The organism is Enterococcus sp. 9E7_DIV0242 (genome assembly GCF_002140975.2).
Classification (GTDB): Bacteria; Bacillota; Bacilli; order Lactobacillales; family Enterococcaceae; genus Enterococcus_L; species Enterococcus_L clewellii.
Genome location: NZ_CP147247.1, coordinates 1312119 through 1333628, shown reverse-complemented (window position 1 = coordinate 1333628; position 21510 = coordinate 1312119). Strand labels below are relative to the sequence as shown.

The following is a 21510-nucleotide window of genomic DNA, read 5'->3' as shown; positions in this document are numbered from 1 at the left end:
GTTTAAAGAAAGATGAGCAAAATCAAAACAATTTATTGTATTCACCATAGCCATTTTGATCTGGGCTATACACACCCGCAGGAGTTGATCTTGGAGCATCAGGAAGAGTATATTTCACAAGGAATCAAGCTATGTGATAAATACAAGCAGGAAGATAATCCGTTTCGTTGGACGATCGAAGCGACTCTGCCATTATTGAATTGGTTGGATGATGCGACTGTTGAAGAGCAGCAACAGCTAAAAGAGCTGATCAAAAAAGGCTTGATTTCTGTAGCCGCTTTACCGATGCATACGACGCCATTAAATGACGGGTATCAATTAAAGAAACTGTTGGAATATAAAAAAAGAATTGAACAGCAACTCGATATAAAGATCACTACAGCGATCAACCATGATATCAATGGGCAGCCGTGGTCATTTGGTGATATTTTATTGGATGCCGACGTAAATTTTTATTTGACTGGTGAAAATATTCATTTCGGTGGGATTCCTTTTCCACGGCCTAAAGCTTTTCATTGGGAAACGCCAAGTAGCAGAAAAATAGTAAGTTTTTTAGGAGAACATTATTCACTATTCAGTCAATTTTTAAAAACGGATCAGCGAGATATTGAAGTGATGAAAAAGGGAATCATTACTTATACGGCGCATTTGGAAGAAAAGGGGTACGACAAAGACTATGCGGTATTGACGGCGACCAATCCACCGCTGTTGGATAATAATTCACCGGATTGCGCATTGTTTGATTTAGTCCGAGCATTTAATGAGCAAATACCCGACTACAAAATAAAGTTTATTACACCTGAAATCCTGTATAGCATTGTGTCGCAGGATTCAGTAACAGAAACGGTTAAAGGGGATTGGACTGATTTCTGGAATTTTGGAGCCGGCAGTACACCATATGAAGTAAAGTATAACAAAATAGCCAATCAAAATATAAAAAAGGCAGCTCTCTTTGAAGCCTTTGCAACAGAGAGCAATAAGCAGTATCAGCGAGTCAAAGAGTCAGCGTTGTTGAATTCTCTATTATATAACGAGCATACTTGGGGAGCCGCTAATTCAGTGACAGAACCAGATTCTTTCCAAGCAGTTGCAGGAAAAGTGAAAAAAGCGAGTTATTGTTTTGATGCTGTGGCACAGAGTGCTTTTCTTCTCAATAAGAGCATTGATTCCTATCAACAGGTGATGGATCAAAATGAAACAATCCATTATCTGACTGTAACAAATACAAGTTCATTTCCACAAAAAGTAGAGACTCAGATTCCAAAAGCAATACTTGAAAATCGACCATTTTTATCTTCTTTTAAGTCAAACCTATATCTGCATGGAGAAACGGCTGCAGATGAATTATGTTATGGTCCGAAAATTGATCTGGCACCCTACCAGTCAATGATGATTCCAGTGGAAAAATTTCATATTCGACAGCTGGAAAAAAAGGTGATTTGTGGAGAGAAAAGCTATGAAACTGAGAGCTTTGTCTTAAAGATCGATGAAAAAGGAAAAATTAACCAACTTTATTCTAAAGCGATGAAAATGGATATCATCGCTAGTGATGATTATGGATTTTTTGATTTAGTTGTAGAGACAATTGATGGAACAAAGAATAATGAAGAACGAGCGACTTTTTTCCCAAGAGATATCGAATTAGCCAACTATTCGATCAGTGTTTGGAATCATGAGTGGCAAGCAATTCGCGAAAAATATATAGGAGAAGTTGAAACGGCAACTTATGAATGGAATGGACATTTAGTGATTGAAACCACCTACAAATGCGGACATAGCAGTATTGCTTGGCTGAAAAGAAAAATCACACTGAATGATGAAGATGGAACCATCAATGTATCTATAAGGGTGAAGCGAAACCCAACAACCTTACCGACAGCTCATTATTTGATCATACCTACTTCACTAAACCAGCAGTGGACAGCTGTTTTTGAATCAGCAGATACTTTGTGTAAACTAGATGAAGAGCAGATCGGTGCAGTCAGTAAAGATTGGGTGACATTGGGCAGCAGTATGGCATTTTATGATGAGAATCAGGGAATGTATTTTGCAAATTCAGATGCACCATTAGTTCAAATGAATGGCTTTTCCTTTGGTCGAGAAAGTAAAGAAGTATCCAGAACTGAAAAGCCGATGTTTCTTTCGTGGATTTATAATAACTATTGGGATACTAATTTTGCTGCATCCGATGACAGTGAAATCGAGCATAATTATTTGATCAAGCCTTTCAGAACCTACTCTGAAGAAGAGCAAGTCGCATTAGGTGTACAAATGAATCACCCTGTTGAATACAGCTGGGCAGTAAAATCAGAAAGTTTCCAGCTCCCAATTGAATTAGAATGCCAGAATACACAAATTCTTTCGATTGAAAAAATAGACAAACATACCATTCAGCTGTTTGTTAAAAACTATAAAAAAGAATCTGGGCAAGTAAAACTTACAAATACAGCTGACAAAATTATGAGTCTGAGAGAGACAGATTTGGCTGGAAGAGAGAAGCGACAATTTTCGATCGATGAAACTATTATTCTACCTGTAGTAGCTAATTGTTTTGGTTATTTTCAGTTGATCATGAGATAAGCTTAAAAATCAACGAGCCATCTGAATAGTTTTGATAAGGTTGATGAATAAAAATTGACCATGAACGGAGTAGATAAGCGTGCATATATCACTAAAGAAACAGTTGTTTTATCATGTGCTCTTTTTTGTCAGGAGAAGCTATTAAAACTTAAAAGCATTGATAGGTTGGTTCTGGTGTGATTGAATCAAGTTTCATTTTTCTTTTCAAATGGTGAGATTTATTGTTTTATTAGAGTATTTTTGATTGAGGATTATTAGTTTGTTAATGTTGAATTAAATGTTTTTTTGAGTAATAAATGGCCATGATGCTCCTCTTTGATTTAGGGTTCTATGTCAAATTGTGTTGGTAGGACAAAAAACTGAATGGAATCGAAGGACTTGAAACAAAAAACAGAGAAATCTCTGATTTTGTTTTAAGTTCTTTTTTTGAAAGAAGGAAAACAGCACGAATGCTGAAAATGATTTAGACCAATAAAAATGAGAAAAGGAATGTTAAAAGCCCCAGCGCCAAAAAAGTGCTGGGGTTAATTTTATACATTCATTTTTTTATCAGCAATGGCATCGGTAAGGGTTTTAGAAAAGTTTAGATGCATTTCTCTCCCCAACTTATCTGCCCATTTTGGAATGGTAAGAGTTTTCTTTATAGGTTCTTGATTACCGAGGTATTTAGAGACATCCACAGTAACCATTGATATAAAAGAGTTTTCTGGATCGTAAACTAAGCGCATTTCTTCATCATCTTTAAATGGATTGTTACCTACAAGTGACAGTTTATTGATTGGTGTTGGTGTAACTATTTCACGTCCATTTTCGATAGCATCAGCTAAGACGATACCTAACCAATCAGCTGACATATACATCGCATCAGGTATATCTTCACCTTGTGTTCCAGCATATCCTGGGAAATCCGGGAACGACACAAAGAATTTTGCATTAGTTTCTTCAGTATCATCATAATAAAAGAGCGCGGGATAACTAACTAACATGCGAAAATCTCCTTTCTTATTCATCAAAGGAGGGGCTACTTTAGCCCAGCATCCTTTTTTATTCCGGCTTCGGTGTACTTATTCAATTCACCATGCGGAACTGTGATAGGTCTTCTACCAGCCTTTTCCATTTTTATATGGGAGCCTTTCCCTCCTTTGGTTTTTATCCAACCAGCGGATTTGAGTAATTTGACCATCTCCTTTTGTGTCATTGGCATTTTGTGCATATACCTCCTGACATTCAATATTTTATACGTGCAACACGTGTTTGTCAAGAGAGGAGATAATGTCAAGAGTAATATTTTTCTTAATTAGCTTTCTCAAGCAGGATAATAAGTATCCTTTTATTTCTAAATATTGTTGTACTAAATCTATTAGGAGGCCGTGACATTTTTACAAAGTCCTAGAGCCAATTGAATTTGAATGTTGTATTATCTAACTACTTATCTAGGTAGTGCATATATTGTCAACCTTTTTTTAAATGTTATTAGTCATGTTTATATGAGAGCTAGGAATGTCTTTTTAAAGATATTTCCAGCTTTTTTTATTTGAAATTCTCTGTAAAATCATGTTAATTGTTGTGAAATGGAAAATGGTAAATTTTAAGATTGTGATAATTAGATAGCAAAACTCGACAGAGTCCGTTCCAAGCCTACTCTATTCGTAAACAGAGCTAGAGCGATCTATAGATGTTTTTTAGTATGAAACAATGGATCATTCCACTTAAAAAATAAGTAAAAATGACGCTGTTAGAAATTACTTACCAGTTGTTAAACGCAACTGAAAAAGGGGCCACTGGATGATTCAAAAAGGGGCCAAAAATTAGTTTAGCCATTTCTTTGTATCTTCTACACGAAAAGATGGACCACTGAGATCCAACACATGAGCCCGATGGGCCAAACGGTCCACCATTGCTGCTGTAAGCATTGGATCTTTAAAGGTTTCTTCCCAGCGATCGAAGGACAGGTTCGTCGTGATGATCATCGAGCCGGCAGTCGTTCGATTCGAGAGAAGATTAAAGAGAATCTCGCTTCCTATTTGATCAAATGACACATAACCTAATTCATCTAGAATAACTAAGTCGTATTTGCCAAACCGGCGCTTATAAAAATTCAACTGGTTCGCACTCATGGATTCTTTTAGTTCGATGACCAAGTTAGGGATATTCGTAAAGAGGACACTTTTTCCGGAAAGACAGGCTTCCATTCCGAGAACAGTTGCTAAATGGGTTTTCCCAACGCCAGGATTGCCCATTAAAATAAGATTCTCTTTTTGATCGATGAATCGTAATGTTTTCAACTCTTTGATTTGTTTCTTCATTTTCACTTCTAAATGACTGTCCATGTAGTCATCGAACGTCACTTTACTTGGCAATTTTGATTGACGAATCAGTGTTTGAATCCGATTGTTTTGCCGCTGTTCAATCTCTAACGTAAGCAGCTGTGTAAGAAACTCCTCAAAATTTTGATCCAGGTCGATCGCTTGCTGGAGTAAAGTGGAATAGTTTTTCTTCAGATAAGGTAATTTTAATTGCTTGGCATATGCTTCGATCATTTATTGGCCGCCTTTCTCACTTGGTGGATCAGATTATATTCCTGCAGTTGGTTTCTCGCTTCATTTACCGCTCGACTAGGTGGTGTTTTAGAGACCTTATGGTCTTTCAACGCTTCTTCTTCTAACTGGATGATCAATTGATCCAAAGAGATACTTAAATGATTTTCAATAAATTGAAGAAATCTACGCGGGGTCTTTTGATAATACTGAAGAAAACAATGCCGCAACTTAGGTGTCTTCTTCAAAACAAGCGAGTGTTCCAATGACTTAGGCTTCCGTAAAAAAGTCGTTAAATAATGACGAATATCGATCGAGTATTGCTTTTCTCCCTTCTGAATAAGGTGTGTCGCGATAATCTGGCTGGAACCGACAATTTTCAGTTCATTGAGATAACGTTTCACGATGACTTTCTGACCAACCAGATAATCTGGAACGGAATAGTAGTTGCCATTCACATGGACAAAACTATATTTATCTACGGTTTGCTTTGTAGTGATACCGTAGTCATAAAATCCTCGGAGCGGCTGTAATTGTGCCTGTTCCACAGCGATCGTCGAGTCTAAGTTTAATTCAAGTATAGCTTGATCTAAATGTTTTTGGGCATGTCCAATCGATTCAAACTCATACTGTTTTGTGAACGCTTTTCGGCGTAAAACCTGCACACTTTTCTCTACGTGTCCCTTTTCATGGCCGCTGAAGGGATTGGTCACCACTGGCTCAAAGCGATAATAAAGAGCCATTTTCACTAACTCGTCATTGAGTTCCTTCTCATGTCGGCCGACAAAGCGTTTCACTACGTTTCGCATATTGTCATAAACAACCGTAGAGTAAACACCCTGAAGCTGTTCAAAGAAACAAATATGGGCATCCAAGAAAACCTGTTGGTTGGCAGATTCATAGAGCTTTCCCCAGCGGTAACCAGAAGCTGGGCAAGAGAATACCGCGATCGTCAATGTTCTCTTTTGTTGGTTGATCAGACATTTTACTTCACCAAAATCAAACTCGGTTCGATAACCCAATGGGTAAAGCTGCTTGATATACGCCTCTTTTTTTGCTTGAAGTTTTTCTCGAATATATGGACGTAATGTACTCTGTCCAATATCAAACCCTTCTGATACCAACATTTCGTGAATCGCTACAGTGGTCAATCGTTGTTTATGAGGACCAAGCTGTTTGGCTTTTAATTGATCAAATGCGAGAATTTCTTCGACCCGTTGGTCGATTTCAGGTGTATATTTTCTAGGTTGCCTATTCTCTGTTTGATAAGTTGGTGGAGCCGTTAACTGCTCTTTTTTTATCGGATTGGCAGGATCTTGTTCCAATGATCGTTGTGCTGCTTGATACTGCCGCCAGTAACGACCAACAGTTTTTCGATTGAGACCCAGTTCTTTCGCAACAGAACGTTGAGAACGGCCACCTTCCAGCAGACGAATGATTGTTAATTTATCCATAAAAGTTATCACTCCAAGACCTCCAATAAGTAAATTGATTCTTTACTTATTGTGAGTTAGTAGTGGTCCCTTTTTCAACCATCGTTTCTATGAAAAGTGGCCCCTTTTTAAACTAGCATAAACACCAGTGATATAATTAGCCTATGAATGCTTACGTTGAAATAGAGCGTAAGTTCGAACTGTTAAGAAAAAATTTTTACAAAAATACTATATAGGGATAGTGAAAGGAAGTATCTAATTGGCAGAAGCGAAATTTGAGGAGGCTTTAATTAGAAAGCTTGAAACTGAGGGTTGGACATACAACAAAGAGTTTTCAAATGTTAGCATAAAAAAACTTGAGGAACATTGGCGGGAGATTCTAAATGAAAAGAATGCACATAAGTTAAATGGCACGCCACTATCTGATATTGAATTTGGCTTGATTCTTCAAGAGTTGCAACGTATTCGAACGCCTTACGATGCTCAACTTCTTTTGGTGGGAGCAGGTGGAGTAGGCTCGATTCCAATTACGCGTGATGATGGTTCGAGTTTGGAAGTTGAAATTTTTTATGAAGATGATGTGGCAGGTGGACGCTCTCGCTATGAAATTGTTAACCAAATAAGGTTCGATAACTTGCCTAAGGGATTGAGTACAAAGCGTATTATAGATGTTGCTTTACTAATCAATGGAATTCCGGTTGCACATATCGAAGAAAAGGATGAGCACTTGCAAAATCAATGGCATGGATTTGAACAGCTGAAAGGCTATCATGGCGACGGGTTATATGTAGGTCTGTTTGCGTTTGTGCAAGTCCAATTTATCATGAGTCAACATTCTGCACATTATTTTGCTCGACCAAATGCCTTTGATCATTACAACAAAACATTTGTATTTGGTTGGCGTGACGAAAATAATAAGGATGTTACTGATGCTTTTGAGTTTGCGCATCAAGTGATGAGTATTCCCGCATTGCACCGTTTGGTCACGGTTAATATGATTCCAGATGCATCAAACGATAATTTAATGGTTATGCGTAGTTACCAAATTCAAGCGACACGCAAAATTATCCAGCGTATGAAAGAAATGGAACAAAATGGATTGGTAGAAAAAGAAGGAGGCTATATTTGGCATACAACCGGGTCGGGGAAAACTGTCACGTCGTTCAAGGTGGCTCAATTATTGGCCTCAGCTCCAAGAGTTCGCAATGTGTTATTTATTGTAGATCGCGTAGACTTAATTGATCAAACACTTGAAAATTTCAAAGATTTTGCTTACGTGCATTTTAAAAATCGAATTAAGAAGGTCAATGGTCGAGAATTGAGAAGAGAGCTAAAGCATAGAGGGGCATCACAAATTTTGCTCATTTCTGTGCAGGGATTAACAAAAGCGGTGAAACAAGGACTGAAAAATGATGATTGGAATGTGATTATCATGGATGAGGCTCATCGAAGTGCAAGTGGTGAATCAGTTGGTCTAATCAAAGATGCATTTAAAAAGACTACTTGGTTTGGTTTCACTGGAACTCCCAACTTTTATAGTGATGAAATTAATGATGTTAAGACAACTAGGGATATCTCTACACATGATATTTTCGGTAATCGTTTGCATATGTATACTATTAAGGATGCGATAGGCGATGGAAATGTACTTGGATTCGATGTAACTTACTTTAAACCTCATTGGGTTGTTGAACATCCTGAGAATAAATTTTCAGAAAAAGAGTACGAAAGAGAAGTATATCAGAGTGTTGTGTACCGTGAAGAAGTTGTACAAGATATACTTGATAATTGGAAAAAAACATCTAGTGGGGCTCTGATTGCAGGGCGACGTGAGGAAAATGCATTTCAAGCTATGCTTGCAGTATCCGGTAAGCAAGCTGTTGTTCACTACTATAATATTTTTAAAGAGAAAGCACCGCATCTTAAGGTGGCAATGACATTTTCTCGTGATGAGTCGAATGAGTCTGGTACAAAAGAGCAAAATGAAGCCCTCAAGAAAGCCATTAAGGAATATACAGAAACATTCAATGTTCCGAGTATTTTGAATGCAAATGATCCCGCTAGAGCCTATATGTTAGACATTACAAAGCGTTTGGCACGTAAAAAACCTTACAATCAAGGCAAGGATGAAGACCGATTAGATTTAGTCATAGTCTCCGATCAATTACTGACGGGGTTTGATTCTAAATTTGTGAATATGATTTATATGGATAAGCGTCTAAAAGAGGGAATGCTCATCCAAGCGATGTCAAGAACCAACAGAACCTATGATCGAAATAGCAAGCCTCATGGTAAAGTTCGTTTTTATCGTCAAGGTGATGAGATGCAAGAGTTTGTAGAAAATGCTTTGCGCATTTATACAAGAGGTGGAAACGATACACTTCAAGAAGCGGAAAATGATACAGAAAAATCGAATAATCTAGACAATGATGACATTTTAGCTGCACCACAGAGCCACCAAATTAATGACTTGGCAGAAGCTGTTGCTCGATTAAAAGAACTATCTGGTGATGATTTTAGTCAAATTCCTCGTGGGGAAAATGATCTGAAGGAATTTGTGAATTTTGGCTTAGCTACACAAAATAAAATTCAACAATTAGTAAGCCAGGGATACGAACTAGGAAGCGAGATTGAAGAGTTAGATGACCAGCGCAATCCGACAGGTAAGATGGTTCGACTAGATATTTCAAATAGTGAGGAATTTGGGGCTTTACAAGCTCGACTAAATGATGCTAGAGAGCGATTACCAGAAAAGGAGCGCCCTGACCTCACTGAAATTAAAGTGGGGATAAAGTTTTTTGATCATGAAATTATTGACTATGACATGTTGGTAGAACTTCTGAATACCTTCATAGATGAGACGACGGAATCGAATAAAGATGCAATTGATAAGCACATTATACCAATGAGTGAGGAAAGTCGTGAAGAAATCCATGAGATTGTTGACGATATCGAGGCAGGTACGATTACGAAACACTTTACAAGTGACTCTCTTGAAGAGACAAGAAAAAAATATCGTACGGAACGCCAAGAGCTGAAAATTCGTCGTTGGTCAGCAAATCAAAACGTTAATGGTAATCGAATCGTAGAAGCGTTTGATTTGTATTTACCTGGGCAGACGCTCATAGATACTCCTGAACTGTCCGAGATTGTTCGAGAAATCGAGAAAGAGGAAGATATTGGCTTTTTTGGCGCCTCGGAATTCGAAGAATCTTTAATGGATTTTTTTGACAAACTATAAAAATAGCTGTTTCTATTGGAAAGAAGGACTCATGGCATTATCAAAAGAACAACAAACAAAAATGTGGGCAATGCTCAATCAAACCCGCGGTCAAATTGGACTAACGGCATATAAGGATTACATTTTCGGGATCTTGTTTTATAAATATCTATCTGAAAAAGCAACACGTTGGTTAGAAAGTGTGTTGCGTGGCGAAACGTGGGAAAATATCTATGCTCAAGATCCTGCTAGAGCGTTAGAGTATATGCAAAAGAATCTAGGGTATGCAATTCAACCGAAGGATTTTTTCGTAGATTGGAAAATGGCAATTGATGAGGATAAATTCAATATTGGGTTAATGACGAATGCATTTGGTCATTTTAACCAACAAATCGCATTTGAAGCAAAAGCAGATTTTGATGGTATCTTCGACGGTATGCGTTTTGATAGTGCTGACCTAGGTGCGAATGCACAAGCTCGCGCTAGTGTGATGATATCTATGATTGAGTTGTTATCGACTCCTGAATTTGATTTATCAGATGGTGGTGATACTGTCTCAGATATTTATGAATATTTAGTTCGCCAATTTGCTACTGTATTGGCATCTGACATGGGACAGTACTATACACCAAAGGAAATTACTGATGTAATGGCTCAAATTTTAACATTTGGTCGTGAAGGCAAAGAGCGTTTCTCCATCTATGATCCAACAGTGGGCTCTGGTTCACTTCTACTTACAACAGCAAGTTATATGAAAAATTCACATAAACGTGGCATGATAAAATATTTTGGACAAGAAAAGGATGCTACTCCTTATCGTTTGGCACGAATGAATTTGATGATGCATGGCGTAGAGTATAACGATATCAATGTAAACCATGCAGATACTCTTGAAAGTGATTGGCCAGATGGTGTTATAGAAGGTAAGGACACCCCGAGAATGTTTGATGCTGTAATGGCGAATCCACCGTATTCAGCTCATTGGGATAGCAAAGACCGTGAAGACGATCAGCGTTGGCGAGAATATGGCGTAGCACCTAAAACAAAGGCTGACTATGCGTTCTTATTACATTGTTTGTATCATCTGGAAGACGATGGGCGGATGGCAATTATCTTACCTCATGGTGTTTTGTTCCGTGGAGCTGCTGAAGGGCGCATTCGTAAAGCGCTCATTGATAAACATCAGATTGAAACTGTTATTGGTTTCCCGGATAAACTATTTTTAAATACATCTATTCCTGTTTGTGTATTGATTTTAAGAAAAAATCGTGTTGCTTCGGATATTTTATTTATTGATGCAAGTAAAGATTTTGAGAAACTGAAAAAGCAAAATCAGTTACGTCCAGATGATGTTAAAAAAATTGTTGATACTGTGACTAATCGCAAAGAAATCGAGAAGTATTCCCATATTGCAACATTAGATGAGATTAAAGAGAACGAGTATAACTTAAATATTCCTCGTTATGTTGATACATTTGAAGAGGAAGAGCCAATTGATATTGTTGAGGTCAGTCAAGAAATAGTTAAATTGAATGCTGAAATCCAACAAACAGAAGCAGAGTTCTTATCGATGCTAGACGAGCTAGCGGTTACACCAGAAACAAAAGACTTGATTGAAGCAACAAAGGACGTGTTCCGATGAAGGGGCAGGATAGAACACCTAAACTGCGATTTAAAGGCTTTTCTGACGATTGGGAACAGCGTGAGCTAGGAGAAATTGTTGAGATTACTATGGGGCAATCACCTAGTAGTGAAAATTATACTGACAATCCAGATGATTATATTCTTGTTCAAGGTAATGCTGACATGAAAAATGGTCGAGTTGTTCCAAGAGTTTGGACAACTCAAGTGACTAAAGAAGCTAGAAGAGGAGATTTAATTTTAAGTGTGCGAGCTCCTGTTGGAGATATTGGAAAAACTGATTTTGAAGTGGTTTTAGGTCGAGGCGTAGCTGGAATAAAAGGAAATGAATTTGTTTTTCAATCGCTCGGAAAGATGAAACAAAATGGATATTGGAATAAATTAAGTACAGGATCAACATTTGAAAGTATCAATTCGAATGATATCAAAGAAGCAAAAATTTTCATTCCAAAAGAAAAGGAACAAAAAAAGATTGGCTCCTACTTCAAGCAACTCGACAATACTATCGCTCTTCATCTGGGTAAGGTAGATGCTCTAAAACAGATCAAGAAAGGCTTTCTACAACAGTTATTTCCGAGAAATGGTAAGAATGTGCCTGGGGTGAGGTTTACTGATTTTCATGATGAGTGGGAGCAGTGTAAGTTAGGGGAAGTTTCAAGTAGACATGATAACCTTAGAATACCTATTACTGCTTCTAATAGAGTAACTGGTACAACTCCGTATTATGGTGCAAATGGAATTCAAGACTATGTGGAAGGTTTCACACATGATGGAGAATTTATTCTCGTTGCAGAAGATGGTGCTAATGATTTGGTGAACTATCCTGTGCGTTATGTTAAAGGGAAAGTTTGGGTCAATAATCATGCTCATGTTTTACAAGCAAAAGAAAAAAAATCAGATAGTATATTTTTAATGTATTCCTTGCAAAATACAAATATAGAACCATTTTTAGTTGGTGGTGGTCGTGCAAAATTAAATGCTAATATTTTAATGAATCTTGAAATTCTAATGCCTAGTTTAGAAGAACAATTAGAAATTGGTATTTTCATAAAAAAAATTGATGATAGCATCTTTATCCAACAAAAAAGAGTAGAACAACTCAAAACTCTAAAAAAATCCTATCTACAAAATATGTTCATATAAAATATTTCCCATCAATTTGTAGTAAAATAGCTGGTATATCGAAATGAGTTTTATCGCTAAAGCTACTTCTTCCATGTACAGGGAAGGTTTCTTATTCCAATCACTTTAGTGATTGAAACCGACTAAAATTATCAAAAAAGAGAAGCGAATCAAAAAATAATTTTACAATTTTTTGATTCGCTTCTCTTTTTGATTGGCTCTCATAATGAGTTATGTCACAGCCCCATTAAACCAAAAACCTTGATGTGAAAGAGAATACTTTCCTTTTTCAACGCTCTTGGGTGACACTATCAGTCCGACTATGATAAAGTGCCAGTAAAAATAGACGGGAATGGTTTTATTACATTAACAATGATAAATGTCGTATAATTTTATCGTTGTCTTGATTTTCCAACTCTTGAATAATGTGAAGATATGTTTCTTGAGTTGTGGTCATACTAGAATGTCCTAATCTATTTGCAACACTAGCAATCGACACACCCGCAAATAATAGTAATGAAGCGTGAGTATGTCGTAAACTATGAACAGTAATGACTGGTATATTTGCACTATTACATAGTACTTTTAACCGATTATTAATCGTCGAATTAAATACTCTATTTTTAACAAAAATCGGCTTGTCTTGTTCTTTCATTTTAATCAATTGAGAGAACTGCATGGCCAACTGCCAGTCAATCTGAATCCTCCTATTTGAAGATTCATTTTTTGTTGGTTGGAAAGAACCATTTGTCTTTTTATAATTCCAAGTTTTATTGATTACTATTTTTTGTTTAGAAAAGTCAAAATCCAAAGGTGTTAATGCTAATGCTTCTGAGAAACGAAGGCCAGTTTTAACAATTAATAAGATAAACCAATCCCAATTAATATCTTCTGCTAAGTTCAACTCTTTCAATAAGGCTTGTACTTCAAATTGATTTAGAAATTTTGCTTTTTTGGGTCGAGGGGTTTTTCCTTTAATCACAATTTTTCTTGTGGGATTTTGAGTAATAATCCCTTCATCGACAGCATCTAAAATGGCTCCTTTTAAATGATGATGAAAGTCCATTGTAGTCTGTTTCTCATGAGTAAGTGCATAGTCATTCAATAGTTGCTGATAACTATATCGATCAAGCTCCTCTAATTTTAGAGTAGGAACAAGCTCTATTAATTTTTGCTCGGTTACATAATACTTCTGAAGAGTAATAGACCTAATAGCTCCAACTTTATACAACTCCACCCATTCTTTAAAATACTCATGAAACATTTGTTCTTTTCTTCTTTTTGTTCTCATAGAAACCTCCTAGATAGTAAATAGATAGATGAGTGAATCATCTCATCTTTAATTATTATCCAAGGAGTTAGTTTACGTGTAAATGTTTATTTAGATGAACATATTTTGTAGATAGCTTTTTTTTAAAATTTTGAGCTGCTCCAATTTATATTGATAAAGAGTGATAATATCATCTAGTTGATTAAAGAAAGCACTAATTTTTTGCTGTTCAATTATGTTTAATGGAAGTTGAAATTCTCGCTGCTCCATATTTCCTTTTGTCACATGAACCATAGTAGTTCCGTTGGTATTTTGCTTGATACGTTCTTTATCAGTTTCAAGCCAAGTATATAAGTATTGTTGATCTACATTGTCATTAATTAACTCAAGCTTCCATATATGATAATGATAGATTACTTTTTCTTGTTTCCAAATTTCGGGACCAAAGTTTGTTGCCCATAAATATAGTAAATCTCCTTTATTAGCATACTTACTTCCATCTAATTCCAAGTTAGAATAGTACCAAGAATCATTAGTGTTGAAATTTCCAACTCGTAAAACTCTATACTTTCCTTCATCAAGTAATTCATTTTGTTTATATGCTCGTCCATTTAAAAAATTTATGTCTTCTCCTAACTTACGCTGTTCCCATTCTTCTTCAAAATCAGCAAACCTCACCCCAGGCACATTCTTACCATTTCTCGGAAATAACTGTTGTAGAAAGCCTTTCTTGATCTGTTTTAGAGCATCTACCTTACCCAGATGAAGAGCGATAGTATTGTCGAGTTGCTTGAAGAAAGAACCTAATTTTTGTTGTTCTACTATATCTGTTGGATACTGGAACTCTCTTTGCTCCATATTTCCTTTTGTAACGTGTACCATTGTTGTTCCATTTGTAGCTTGTTTTATTCTCTCTTTATCAGTTAATAGCCAAGTATATAGGTACTGTTTATCAAGTTCATTTGATAATAATTGCAACTTCCAAATATGATAATGATAGATTACACGTTCTTCATTCCATATCTCAGGTCCAAAATTAGTCGCCCATAAATATAAAAGATCCCCATTATTTGCATACTTATTTTCCTCTAACTCTAGATCTGAATAATACCATCTATCATTGGTATTAAAGTTGCCGACTCTTAAAACTCTATACTTACCTGAATCAAGTAGTTCTTGTTGTTTATATGCTTTTCCATTTAAAAAGTTCACAACTTCCCCCAACTCACGCTGTTCCCAAGTTTGAATCACCAATTAAATCACTAAATATCTAAACAAATCAAAGTGTAGATATAGGCAATAGAACATAGCATTTCATTTGATTCTTCCATAGAGTTTAAAGAGTGTATCTGAATCATTGAATTCCTAAAAATAGCTAGTTTATGACAGTAAACTAGAGATTTACATTATCAAAACAATTGTCAGGAAAGAGTAATATTTCTTTAAACCCATAAATCTCAAAAGTCACTAAAGTAAAACATGTAGACAGATGGTATAATCTAAATATAAGATTTGATCTGTTTTGCTATAATTGGGGGTAATCATATGGAGAGAAATGAAAAAAAGGAAAAGAGTAAGTTATCTGCGAGTGAACAAGCGGCAACAACGTTTTCCAATGTAAGTTCAAGTGGCAATATGTACAATCATAATAAGTATACTGCGAATAATAAGGGGCATGGATTTGCTGCAGAAGATATGAATCATTTACATGACTTGTTTCATGGAAAAAAGGCTACACTTGTGGGGGCTGACAATAGTAAACATGGCGCTGATCGACTGGTTGATGGAGTAGAAATTCAGACAAAATTTTGTCGTACAGGATCGAAGTGTATTCAAGAATGCTTTCAAAATCAGGAATTTAAGTATTATTCGAAAGACGGACAGCCTATGAAAATAGAAGTTCCTTTTGATAAATATGAAGCAGCGGTTCAAGCGATGGAAAATAGAATCAAAGCCGGACAGCTGCGAGGAGTCACTGACCCTGCACAAGCTAAAGAAATTATTAAACAAAGTCCATTCACCAGGCAGCAAGCAATTAATGTGACTAAAGCAGGGAATATCGATTCACTCAAGTTCGACATGGCAAATGGTGTGTTTATAGGGGCAAGTGCTTTTGGTATATCAGCAACCTTATCTTTTGCTCTTTCTGTCTGGAATGGCGAAGAATATGATATTGCCCTTAGAAATTCTGCTATTTCGGGAATAAAAATAGGTGGTCTAAGTATTGTTTCAAGTGTAGTGGCGAGTCAGTTGTCTAAAGCAGGACTAAATAGCGCAATGGTCTCCAGTAGTGAGGCGATTGTGACAATGATTGGACCGAAAGCATCAGCGTATCTTGTAAATGCGTTGAGAAGTGGTCAAAATATTTATGGTGCTGCAGCTATGAAAAGTGCGGCGAAGTTACTTAGAAGTAATGTCATAACTGGAGTTATCACTGGTGCACTTCTTTCCACTGGAGATGTAGTCAACATTTTTCGTGGCAGGATTTCAGGAGGTCAGCTATTTAAAAACGTGACGAATACAGCTGCATCAATTGGTGGTGGCATGGCAGGATGGACTGCTGGAACTACCGCTGCAGCCGCCGCTGGTGCTACTATCGGCTCTGTTATTCCTGTAGTAGGAACTATTATTGGGGGAGCGGTTGGTGTAGCAGTTGGAGGTATTGGTGGTGTTTTATTAGGTGGAGCTGCTGCTGGTGGTATCTCTAATGCGGTAACAGGTGCATTTATTGAGGATGATGCGAAGGAAATGGTTAGACTTTTGGAAGAGCAATTTAAGCTTTTGACAGTTGATTATTTGCTAAATATGAATGAAGTTGAAGCACTGATGGATAGTCTGGAGAAGAAGCTTACTGGTGGTCTGTTGAAGGATATGTTTGCTTCAGAAGATAAGAGTAAGTTCGCATTAACATTCTTAACACCATTTTTTGAAGAGCAAGTGTCGAAGAGAGAGAAAATATCTATTCCGGAGGAAGAACAGATGTTTAAAGGAATGGTTTTGGCTCTTGAAACACTTCAAGACTTATCGAATGAAGAGAATTTAGAATTATCAACTGTTGAGTATTGATAGTTTTCAATTGGAAGTTCATCTATGTGTAAATGATGGTTGATGAACTATGATTAAACAGAACGATATGAAAAAAACGAGTTCGAAACAATCTGTTTCGTCCTCGTTTTTTCGTCAATTACAATACATCCCCACCCCTACCGAGGTGCAATTCCTTTTACCAGAACTTCTGTCCATTCTGCTGTGTAGGGCAGGATTCTTTCGTATATTTGCGGGTTGGAAATTCCTTCAATGATGGCTTGGAAATAGAGCATTAGGAATTCGTCCGAGTATTTTAGATCGACTTTGCCTTCTTTTCGTCCGCGATGAAACAGATCCAGCATAATGTTGAAGCTCTGTTTTGTGTATTCTTCCATCATTCGAGTAAACCCGTTGTCTCCTTTTTCAGTGAAGTATTTCATTAGATCCAGATAGAACTGTGGATTGATTTTTTCGAGGTAATCGATTTTATTTTGGCTCATTGCGATCAGCGTTTCTTCGAAGGGGCGGTTCTCAGCCATCAGCTTTTTAGCTTTGTTGCTCATTTCTTCGATAGAGTGTATGAATACTTCGTGGATGAGTTTTTCTTTGTTACCGAAATAGGTAAAAATGGAGGTTTTTCCTACGTTCGCTTTTTTAGAAACTTCATCAATGGTTAGGTTTTCAATTCCATGGTCTGTATTCATTAGCTCAAAGGCTGCTTGTAATACCTGAGATTTTTTTTCTTCTGTTCTACGTTCAAAACCATTCATCTGTAAGACCTGCCTTTTATTCGGGTTTATATGAACTTTTTTCTGTACTAAGTTCGTAATTTTATCTTCCTATATTATATACCAATAAATATGAACTGACAATCGACGATGAGTTCAAAACTATAGCAGCTTTTCGTTGACCACCCGATTAGAAAGGGCTATTATTGGAGGTGTAAATGAACTTTGGTTTGAAATGAAGCATAAATCAGTGTGTTGTGAACCTTGGCTTAAGTATGCGTTCATAAAATGAAGGATCAAGTTTTGTTTTGGACTGGAAAGCACGTTATGAAATGATGTCAGAAGAAGAAGGAGTTTCAATATCATGACAGAAATTGTAAGAGTACAGGGCTTGCAGAAAAAATTTGGTAAGTTTCAGGCTTTGAGTGACGTGTCATTCACAGTGAATGCTGGCGAGGTCGTTGGGTTCATTGGACCGAATGGGGCTGGAAAATCGACCACGATTCGGACGCTACTAGGAATCATCAACCGAAATAAGGGTGAGGTGAACATTTTCGGAAAGGATGTCTGGAAGGACAGCTTGGAAATTCATAAGCGAATTTCTTATGTTCCGGGGGATATTGCGTTGTGGGGCAGCCTGACAGGTGGCGAGATCATCGATTTGTTTATGAAGCTTCATGGTAGAGGGAGCAAGACAAAACGAGATTATTTGATCAAACGATTTGAGCTTGATCCAAAGAAAAAGGCCAAGGGCTATTCTAAAGGAAATCGTCAGAAGGTAGGATTAATTGCGGCACTATCTGTTGAATCCGATTTGTATATTCTGGATGAGCCGACATCTGGCTTGGACCCGCTGATGGAGGCTGTTTTTCAAGAGGAAATAGAAGCAATTAAAAAGGCAGGTAAAGCGATTCTACTGTCTTCTCATATCTTGAGTGAGGTAGAACGGTTGGCCGATAAGGTCGTCATTATCCGACAAGGAAAAGTCGTAGAAACAGGAACCTTGGATGAGCTGCGGCATTTGACCCGCTCCACAGTAACATTGGTGACTGAAGGTGATGTTGCAGAGATGGCAGCTGTTTCAGGTGTTCATGATTTTGTCCAAAAGGAAGGCAAAGCAACGTTTTCTGCTGATAATGAAGCGATGAATGCTATTTTGATTGAAGCAACGAAGCTAGGTGTCAAAAAATTTGAATCTGTGCCGCCAACGCTGGAAGATTTGTTCTTGCGTCATTATGAAGGTTGATTGTCGGAACGGAGGAAAATAAAATGAATGAGAAATTTGCCCGTTGGGGTGTATTGTTTATTCAATATGTGAAGCGTGATTGGAAAAAAATAATCGTTTGGATTTTGGGCTTAGGCCTGTTTTCCGGAGCATTTGTTCCGGCGTTTGAAGAAATCGGTAAGGGGCAAGGCTTGTTAGGAATGTTTGAAACGATGCAGAATCCGGCAATGATTTCAATGGTTGGCCCAACCCCAATCACGTCTGGCGCTGATTATACATTGGGAGCCATGTATGCGCAGGAAATGCTGTTGTTTTGCGGCTTGTTTGCAATGATTGTTTCGGCACTCCATGTTGTTAGTCATACGCGAAAGGAAGAGGAGCTGGGACTGACAGAATTGGTTCGCTCTTTTCGGGTAGGGCGTCAAGCGAATTCGCTGGCAGTGGTTACAGAGATAACTGTGATCAATGTTTTATTGGGGCTCTTTATTGGCGGTATCATGACGAGCTTTGGCGTAAAAACGATTGATGCACAGGGGGCGTTCTTGTTTGGCGCATCGATTGCGATGGCTGGTATCGTTGGTGGTGTGCTTGCGCTTGTGATGGCACAGCTCATGTCAACATCCACTGGGGCAACCGGAGCAACCTTAGGGCTTGTGGGGCTGCTATATATTGCACGCGTGGGGACAGATGTCTCTAATGCGGAGCTTTCGATAATTAACCCGATGGGGTGGATTTATCTGACCCATCCGTTTACTAAGAATGACTGGATGCCACTGCTTTTTGCGGTGATTTTCAGCGGTGTGTTACTCTTGATTTCTTTCATACTAGAGGGGCACCGAGATATGGGGGCTGGCTACCTCCCAGAACGAGAAGGTAGAGCGACTGCTAGAAAATCGTTATTATCTGTTCCCGGATTGATTTTTAAGCTCAACAAAGGAGTGATCATTGGCTGGCTAGTCGCCTTTGTGATCATGGGTGCGGCCTATGGATCGATTTATGGAGATATGCAGGTGTTTCTTGGTAGTAATGAATTGATGAAGCAAATGTTTACGCAATCCGGTGTATCGATCGAAGAATCCTTTACAGGAACGATTATGATGGTGATGATCGGTTTAGTAACGATTTTACCGATTGCGGTCATCAATAAGCTGTTCGCGGAGGAAATCCGATTACACCTCAGTCAGCTGTATGCAACAAAGGTTACCCGAGCTCAGCTATATTGGACAACTGTTGTTTTAGCTATTTTGACCGGTGTGGTCGGGATTGGCTTAGCTTCAGCTGGACTAGGCGGGGCAGCGATTGCTGCAATGGAAAATAAATCGACAATGGATTTGCTGGATTTTTTAGCTGCCGGATATAATATTCTGCCGTCTGTTCTGTTTTATATTGGGCTTGCGGCTTTGGTGTTAGGCTGGCTTCCAAAGCTTGGAAAAGCTGTCTATGCCTATCTGGGTTACTCGTTTGCTCTGAACTATTTTGGCGGCATCCTTGATTTACCCGATTGGTTTGCTAAAACGGCTATTCAAAGCTGGATTCCTCGGATGCCAATGGAAGAGTTTGATGGAATTGTCTTTGTCGTGATTACGGTAATCAGTATAGGGTTGATGTTTATTGGCTATCTAGGCTATAAGCGACGTGATTTGGTGGAAGGCGCATAGCTGAAGTAAGAAAATGAAAATTAGGAGAAGAAGCTGCTTCTGTCCCACCGTTTATTCGGTTTTAGGTGTATAGAGAAGAGTGTAGGATTGAGTTATGTCCCACACTCTTCTCTTTTTTATCCAAGGCACTTCCAGTTTTGATCGTTGTTCTATGGAAATCAATGCTTCGCTTGTTCAGGAAAATTATGGTAAGTTTCAGATAACTAAGTATTCTAGGAATGAAAGGGAGCCTACTCTATGTCTAACAGCTCACAAGACTTACTAAATGACATCTATAATCTGATTCTCAATCCCGGTACTCGTGAATGGGAACGAACGCAGCTCGTTACGGCAAAGAATGCGATAGAAAGTGATGCGGCTATCAAAAATGAGTTGGGGAAGTTGGAAGCTGCTTTGCGTCCACTTGCGCTTCGAAATAATCTGACACCGGATATGACGGATTTCTATTTGAAGCTGACGGATGATTCATCAGAAGAAACGAATGATTCTGTTGGGCATGAGGTGAGTGATCCTCTGCATCAGGAGGTCGCAGTGTTTGCCGGCGGCTGTTTTTGGTGTATGGTCGAGCCGTTTGAGCTGAAGAAGGGAATCGTCTCTGTGTTGTCTGGCTATACAGGTGGGGATGTCGAGAAGCCAACGTATGATCAAGTAAGTGGCGGCTACACAGGACATGTCGAGGCGGTGGAGATCATTTTTGATACACGCGTCATCAGCTATGAGAAGCTTGTTACGCTATATTGGCAGCTCACCGATCCGACGGATGCTTTAGGCCAATTTCAGGATCGAGGCAGCCAGTATCGTCCAATAATTTTTGTTCAGAATGAACAGCAACGCAAAATTGCTGAGGAATCGAAGCAACAGCTCATTGATTCGGGAAAATACAAACAACCGATCGTGACGGAGATTCGAGCTGCAGAGACCTTTTGGCCGGCGGAAAACTATCATCAGCAATTTTACAAAAAACAACCGAAAAGATACAAACAGATTCAACGAGCTCGTCATCAGCTGTTGACATTTCAACAGCTAAAGGGAAAATTCAAATAGGTCTAAATAGACAGGAAAAGCGCTG

At 38.1% G+C, this 21510-nt stretch carries 15 protein-coding genes; 8 read left to right on the top strand and 7 right to left on the bottom strand.

All coding sequences use genetic code 11. The features are described from left to right. The first annotated feature begins 12 nt into the window (after positions 1 to 12). Positions 13 to 2580: a hypothetical protein gene (locus A5888_RS06155; protein WP_086348298.1), complete on the top strand. Its 2568-nt coding sequence runs from the start codon at positions 13 to 15 to the stop codon at positions 2578 to 2580. A gap of 530 nt (positions 2581 to 3110) precedes the next feature. Here A5888_RS06155 and A5888_RS06150 read toward each other — a convergent pair. From A5888_RS06150 to istA, 4 genes are all read right to left on the bottom strand, one after another. Continuing rightward, complete coding sequence (locus A5888_RS06150; protein ID WP_086348297.1) at positions 3111 to 3566, bottom strand: type II toxin-antitoxin system HicB family antitoxin; 456 nt, start codon at positions 3564 to 3566, stop codon at positions 3111 to 3113. A gap of 35 nt (positions 3567 to 3601) precedes the next feature. Continuing rightward, positions 3602 to 3784 (bottom strand): type II toxin-antitoxin system HicA family toxin, encoded by a 183-nt coding sequence (locus A5888_RS06145; RefSeq protein ID WP_086348296.1) that lies wholly within the window; start codon positions 3782 to 3784, stop codon positions 3602 to 3604. Between the two features lie 604 nt (positions 3785 to 4388). Continuing rightward, a complete protein-coding gene (gene istB, locus A5888_RS06140; protein ID WP_086347227.1) occupies positions 4389 to 5120 on the bottom strand; it encodes an IS21-like element helper ATPase IstB in 732 nt (243 codons plus the stop codon). Further along, the gene (istA, locus tag A5888_RS06135; RefSeq protein ID WP_086348506.1) at positions 5117 to 6571 is read right to left on the bottom strand and encodes an IS21 family transposase; all 1455 of its coding nucleotides are present in this window, start codon (positions 6569 to 6571) and stop codon (positions 5117 to 5119) included. The genes istB and istA overlap by 4 nt, the downstream gene beginning before the upstream one ends. A 238-nt stretch (positions 6572 to 6809) precedes the next feature. On the opposite strand from istA, the gene A5888_RS06130 reads away from it, so the two are divergent. Genes A5888_RS06130 through A5888_RS06120 form a run of 3 tightly spaced genes read left to right on the top strand, consistent with a single transcriptional unit; the run spans position 6810 to position 12554 of the window. Continuing rightward, entirely contained in the window at positions 6810 to 9791 is a 2982-nt protein-coding gene (locus A5888_RS06130; protein ID WP_086348295.1) for a type I restriction endonuclease subunit R, read from the top strand. 31 nt (positions 9792 to 9822) lie between these two features. Continuing rightward, on the top strand, positions 9823 to 11412 hold the full coding sequence (locus A5888_RS06125; RefSeq protein ID WP_086348294.1) for a type I restriction-modification system subunit M: 1590 nt from the start codon (positions 9823 to 9825) through the stop codon (positions 11410 to 11412). Then, positions 11409 to 12554 (top strand): restriction endonuclease subunit S, encoded by a 1146-nt coding sequence (locus A5888_RS06120; protein ID WP_339101984.1) that lies wholly within the window; start codon positions 11409 to 11411, stop codon positions 12552 to 12554. The genes A5888_RS06125 and A5888_RS06120 overlap by 4 nt, the downstream gene beginning before the upstream one ends. 340 nt (positions 12555 to 12894) lie before the next feature. Here A5888_RS06120 and A5888_RS06115 read toward each other — a convergent pair whose 3' ends face one another. Next, positions 12895 to 13824 (bottom strand): site-specific integrase, encoded by a 930-nt coding sequence (locus tag A5888_RS06115; protein ID WP_339101983.1) that lies wholly within the window; start codon positions 13822 to 13824, stop codon positions 12895 to 12897. 90 nt (positions 13825 to 13914) lie between these two features. Beyond that, positions 13915 to 15054 carry a restriction endonuclease subunit S gene (locus A5888_RS06110; protein ID WP_339101982.1) on the bottom strand — a complete coding sequence of 380 codons (1140 nt, stop codon included), beginning with the start codon at positions 15052 to 15054 and terminating at the stop codon, positions 13915 to 13917. A 294-nt stretch (positions 15055 to 15348) separates the two neighbouring features. Between A5888_RS06110 and A5888_RS06105 the strand changes: the two genes are divergently transcribed. Next, positions 15349 to 16869, top strand: coding sequence for a hypothetical protein (locus A5888_RS06105; protein WP_212647176.1), 1521 nt, complete (start codon positions 15349 to 15351; stop codon positions 16867 to 16869). A gap of 137 nt (positions 16870 to 17006) precedes the next feature. On the opposite strand, the gene A5888_RS06100 is transcribed toward A5888_RS06105, so the two are convergent. Next, a complete protein-coding gene (locus tag A5888_RS06100; protein WP_086348293.1) occupies positions 17007 to 17600 on the bottom strand; it encodes a TetR/AcrR family transcriptional regulator in 594 nt (197 codons plus the stop codon). A gap of 322 nt (positions 17601 to 17922) precedes the next feature. Between A5888_RS06100 and A5888_RS06095 the strand changes: the two genes are divergently transcribed. The 3 genes from A5888_RS06095 (at position 17923) to msrA (ending at position 21485) form a co-directional block, all read left to right on the top strand. Further along, complete coding sequence (locus A5888_RS06095; RefSeq protein WP_086348292.1) at positions 17923 to 18804, top strand: ABC transporter ATP-binding protein; 882 nt, start codon at positions 17923 to 17925, stop codon at positions 18802 to 18804. Positions 18805 to 18827: 23 nt separating this feature from the next. Then, positions 18828 to 20441: an ABC transporter permease gene (locus A5888_RS06090; protein ID WP_086348291.1), complete on the top strand. Its 1614-nt coding sequence runs from the start codon at positions 18828 to 18830 to the stop codon at positions 20439 to 20441. Between the two features lie 237 nt (positions 20442 to 20678). Then, positions 20679 to 21485, top strand: a complete 807-nt coding sequence (msrA, locus tag A5888_RS06085; protein WP_086348290.1) for a peptide-methionine (S)-S-oxide reductase MsrA — start codon at positions 20679 to 20681, stop codon at positions 21483 to 21485. The last annotated feature ends 25 nt before the right edge of the window (positions 21486 to 21510 follow it).

Excerpts from the sequence above, each read along its gene's own strand:
- A5888_RS06125 (WP_086348294.1), top strand. The coding sequence starts at position 9,823 with ATGGCATTATCAAAAGAACAACAAACAAAAATGTGGGCAATGCTCAAT.
- A5888_RS06145 (WP_086348296.1), bottom strand. The coding sequence starts at position 3,784 with ATGCCAATGACACAAAAGGAGATGGTCAAATTACTCAAATCCGCTGGT.
- msrA (WP_086348290.1), top strand. The coding sequence starts at position 20,679 with ATGTCTAACAGCTCACAAGACTTACTAAATGACATCTATAATCTGATT.
- istB (WP_086347227.1), bottom strand. The coding sequence starts at position 5,120 with ATGATCGAAGCATATGCCAAGCAATTAAAATTACCTTATCTGAAGAAA.
- A5888_RS06155 (WP_086348298.1), top strand. The coding sequence starts at position 13 with ATGAGCAAAATCAAAACAATTTATTGTATTCACCATAGCCATTTTGAT.
- A5888_RS06120 (WP_339101984.1), top strand. The coding sequence starts at position 11,409 with ATGAAGGGGCAGGATAGAACACCTAAACTGCGATTTAAAGGCTTTTCT.
- A5888_RS06100 (WP_086348293.1), bottom strand. The coding sequence starts at position 17,600 with ATGAATGGTTTTGAACGTAGAACAGAAGAAAAAAAATCTCAGGTATTA.
- A5888_RS06095 (WP_086348292.1), top strand. The coding sequence starts at position 17,923 with ATGACAGAAATTGTAAGAGTACAGGGCTTGCAGAAAAAATTTGGTAAG.
- A5888_RS06090 (WP_086348291.1), top strand. The coding sequence starts at position 18,828 with ATGAATGAGAAATTTGCCCGTTGGGGTGTATTGTTTATTCAATATGTG.
- istA (WP_086348506.1), bottom strand. The coding sequence starts at position 6,571 with ATGGATAAATTAACAATCATTCGTCTGCTGGAAGGTGGCCGTTCTCAA.
- A5888_RS06115 (WP_339101983.1), bottom strand. The coding sequence starts at position 13,824 with ATGAGAACAAAAAGAAGAAAAGAACAAATGTTTCATGAGTATTTTAAA.
- A5888_RS06105 (WP_212647176.1), top strand. The coding sequence starts at position 15,349 with ATGGAGAGAAATGAAAAAAAGGAAAAGAGTAAGTTATCTGCGAGTGAA.
- A5888_RS06150 (WP_086348297.1), bottom strand. The coding sequence starts at position 3,566 with ATGTTAGTTAGTTATCCCGCGCTCTTTTATTATGATGATACTGAAGAA.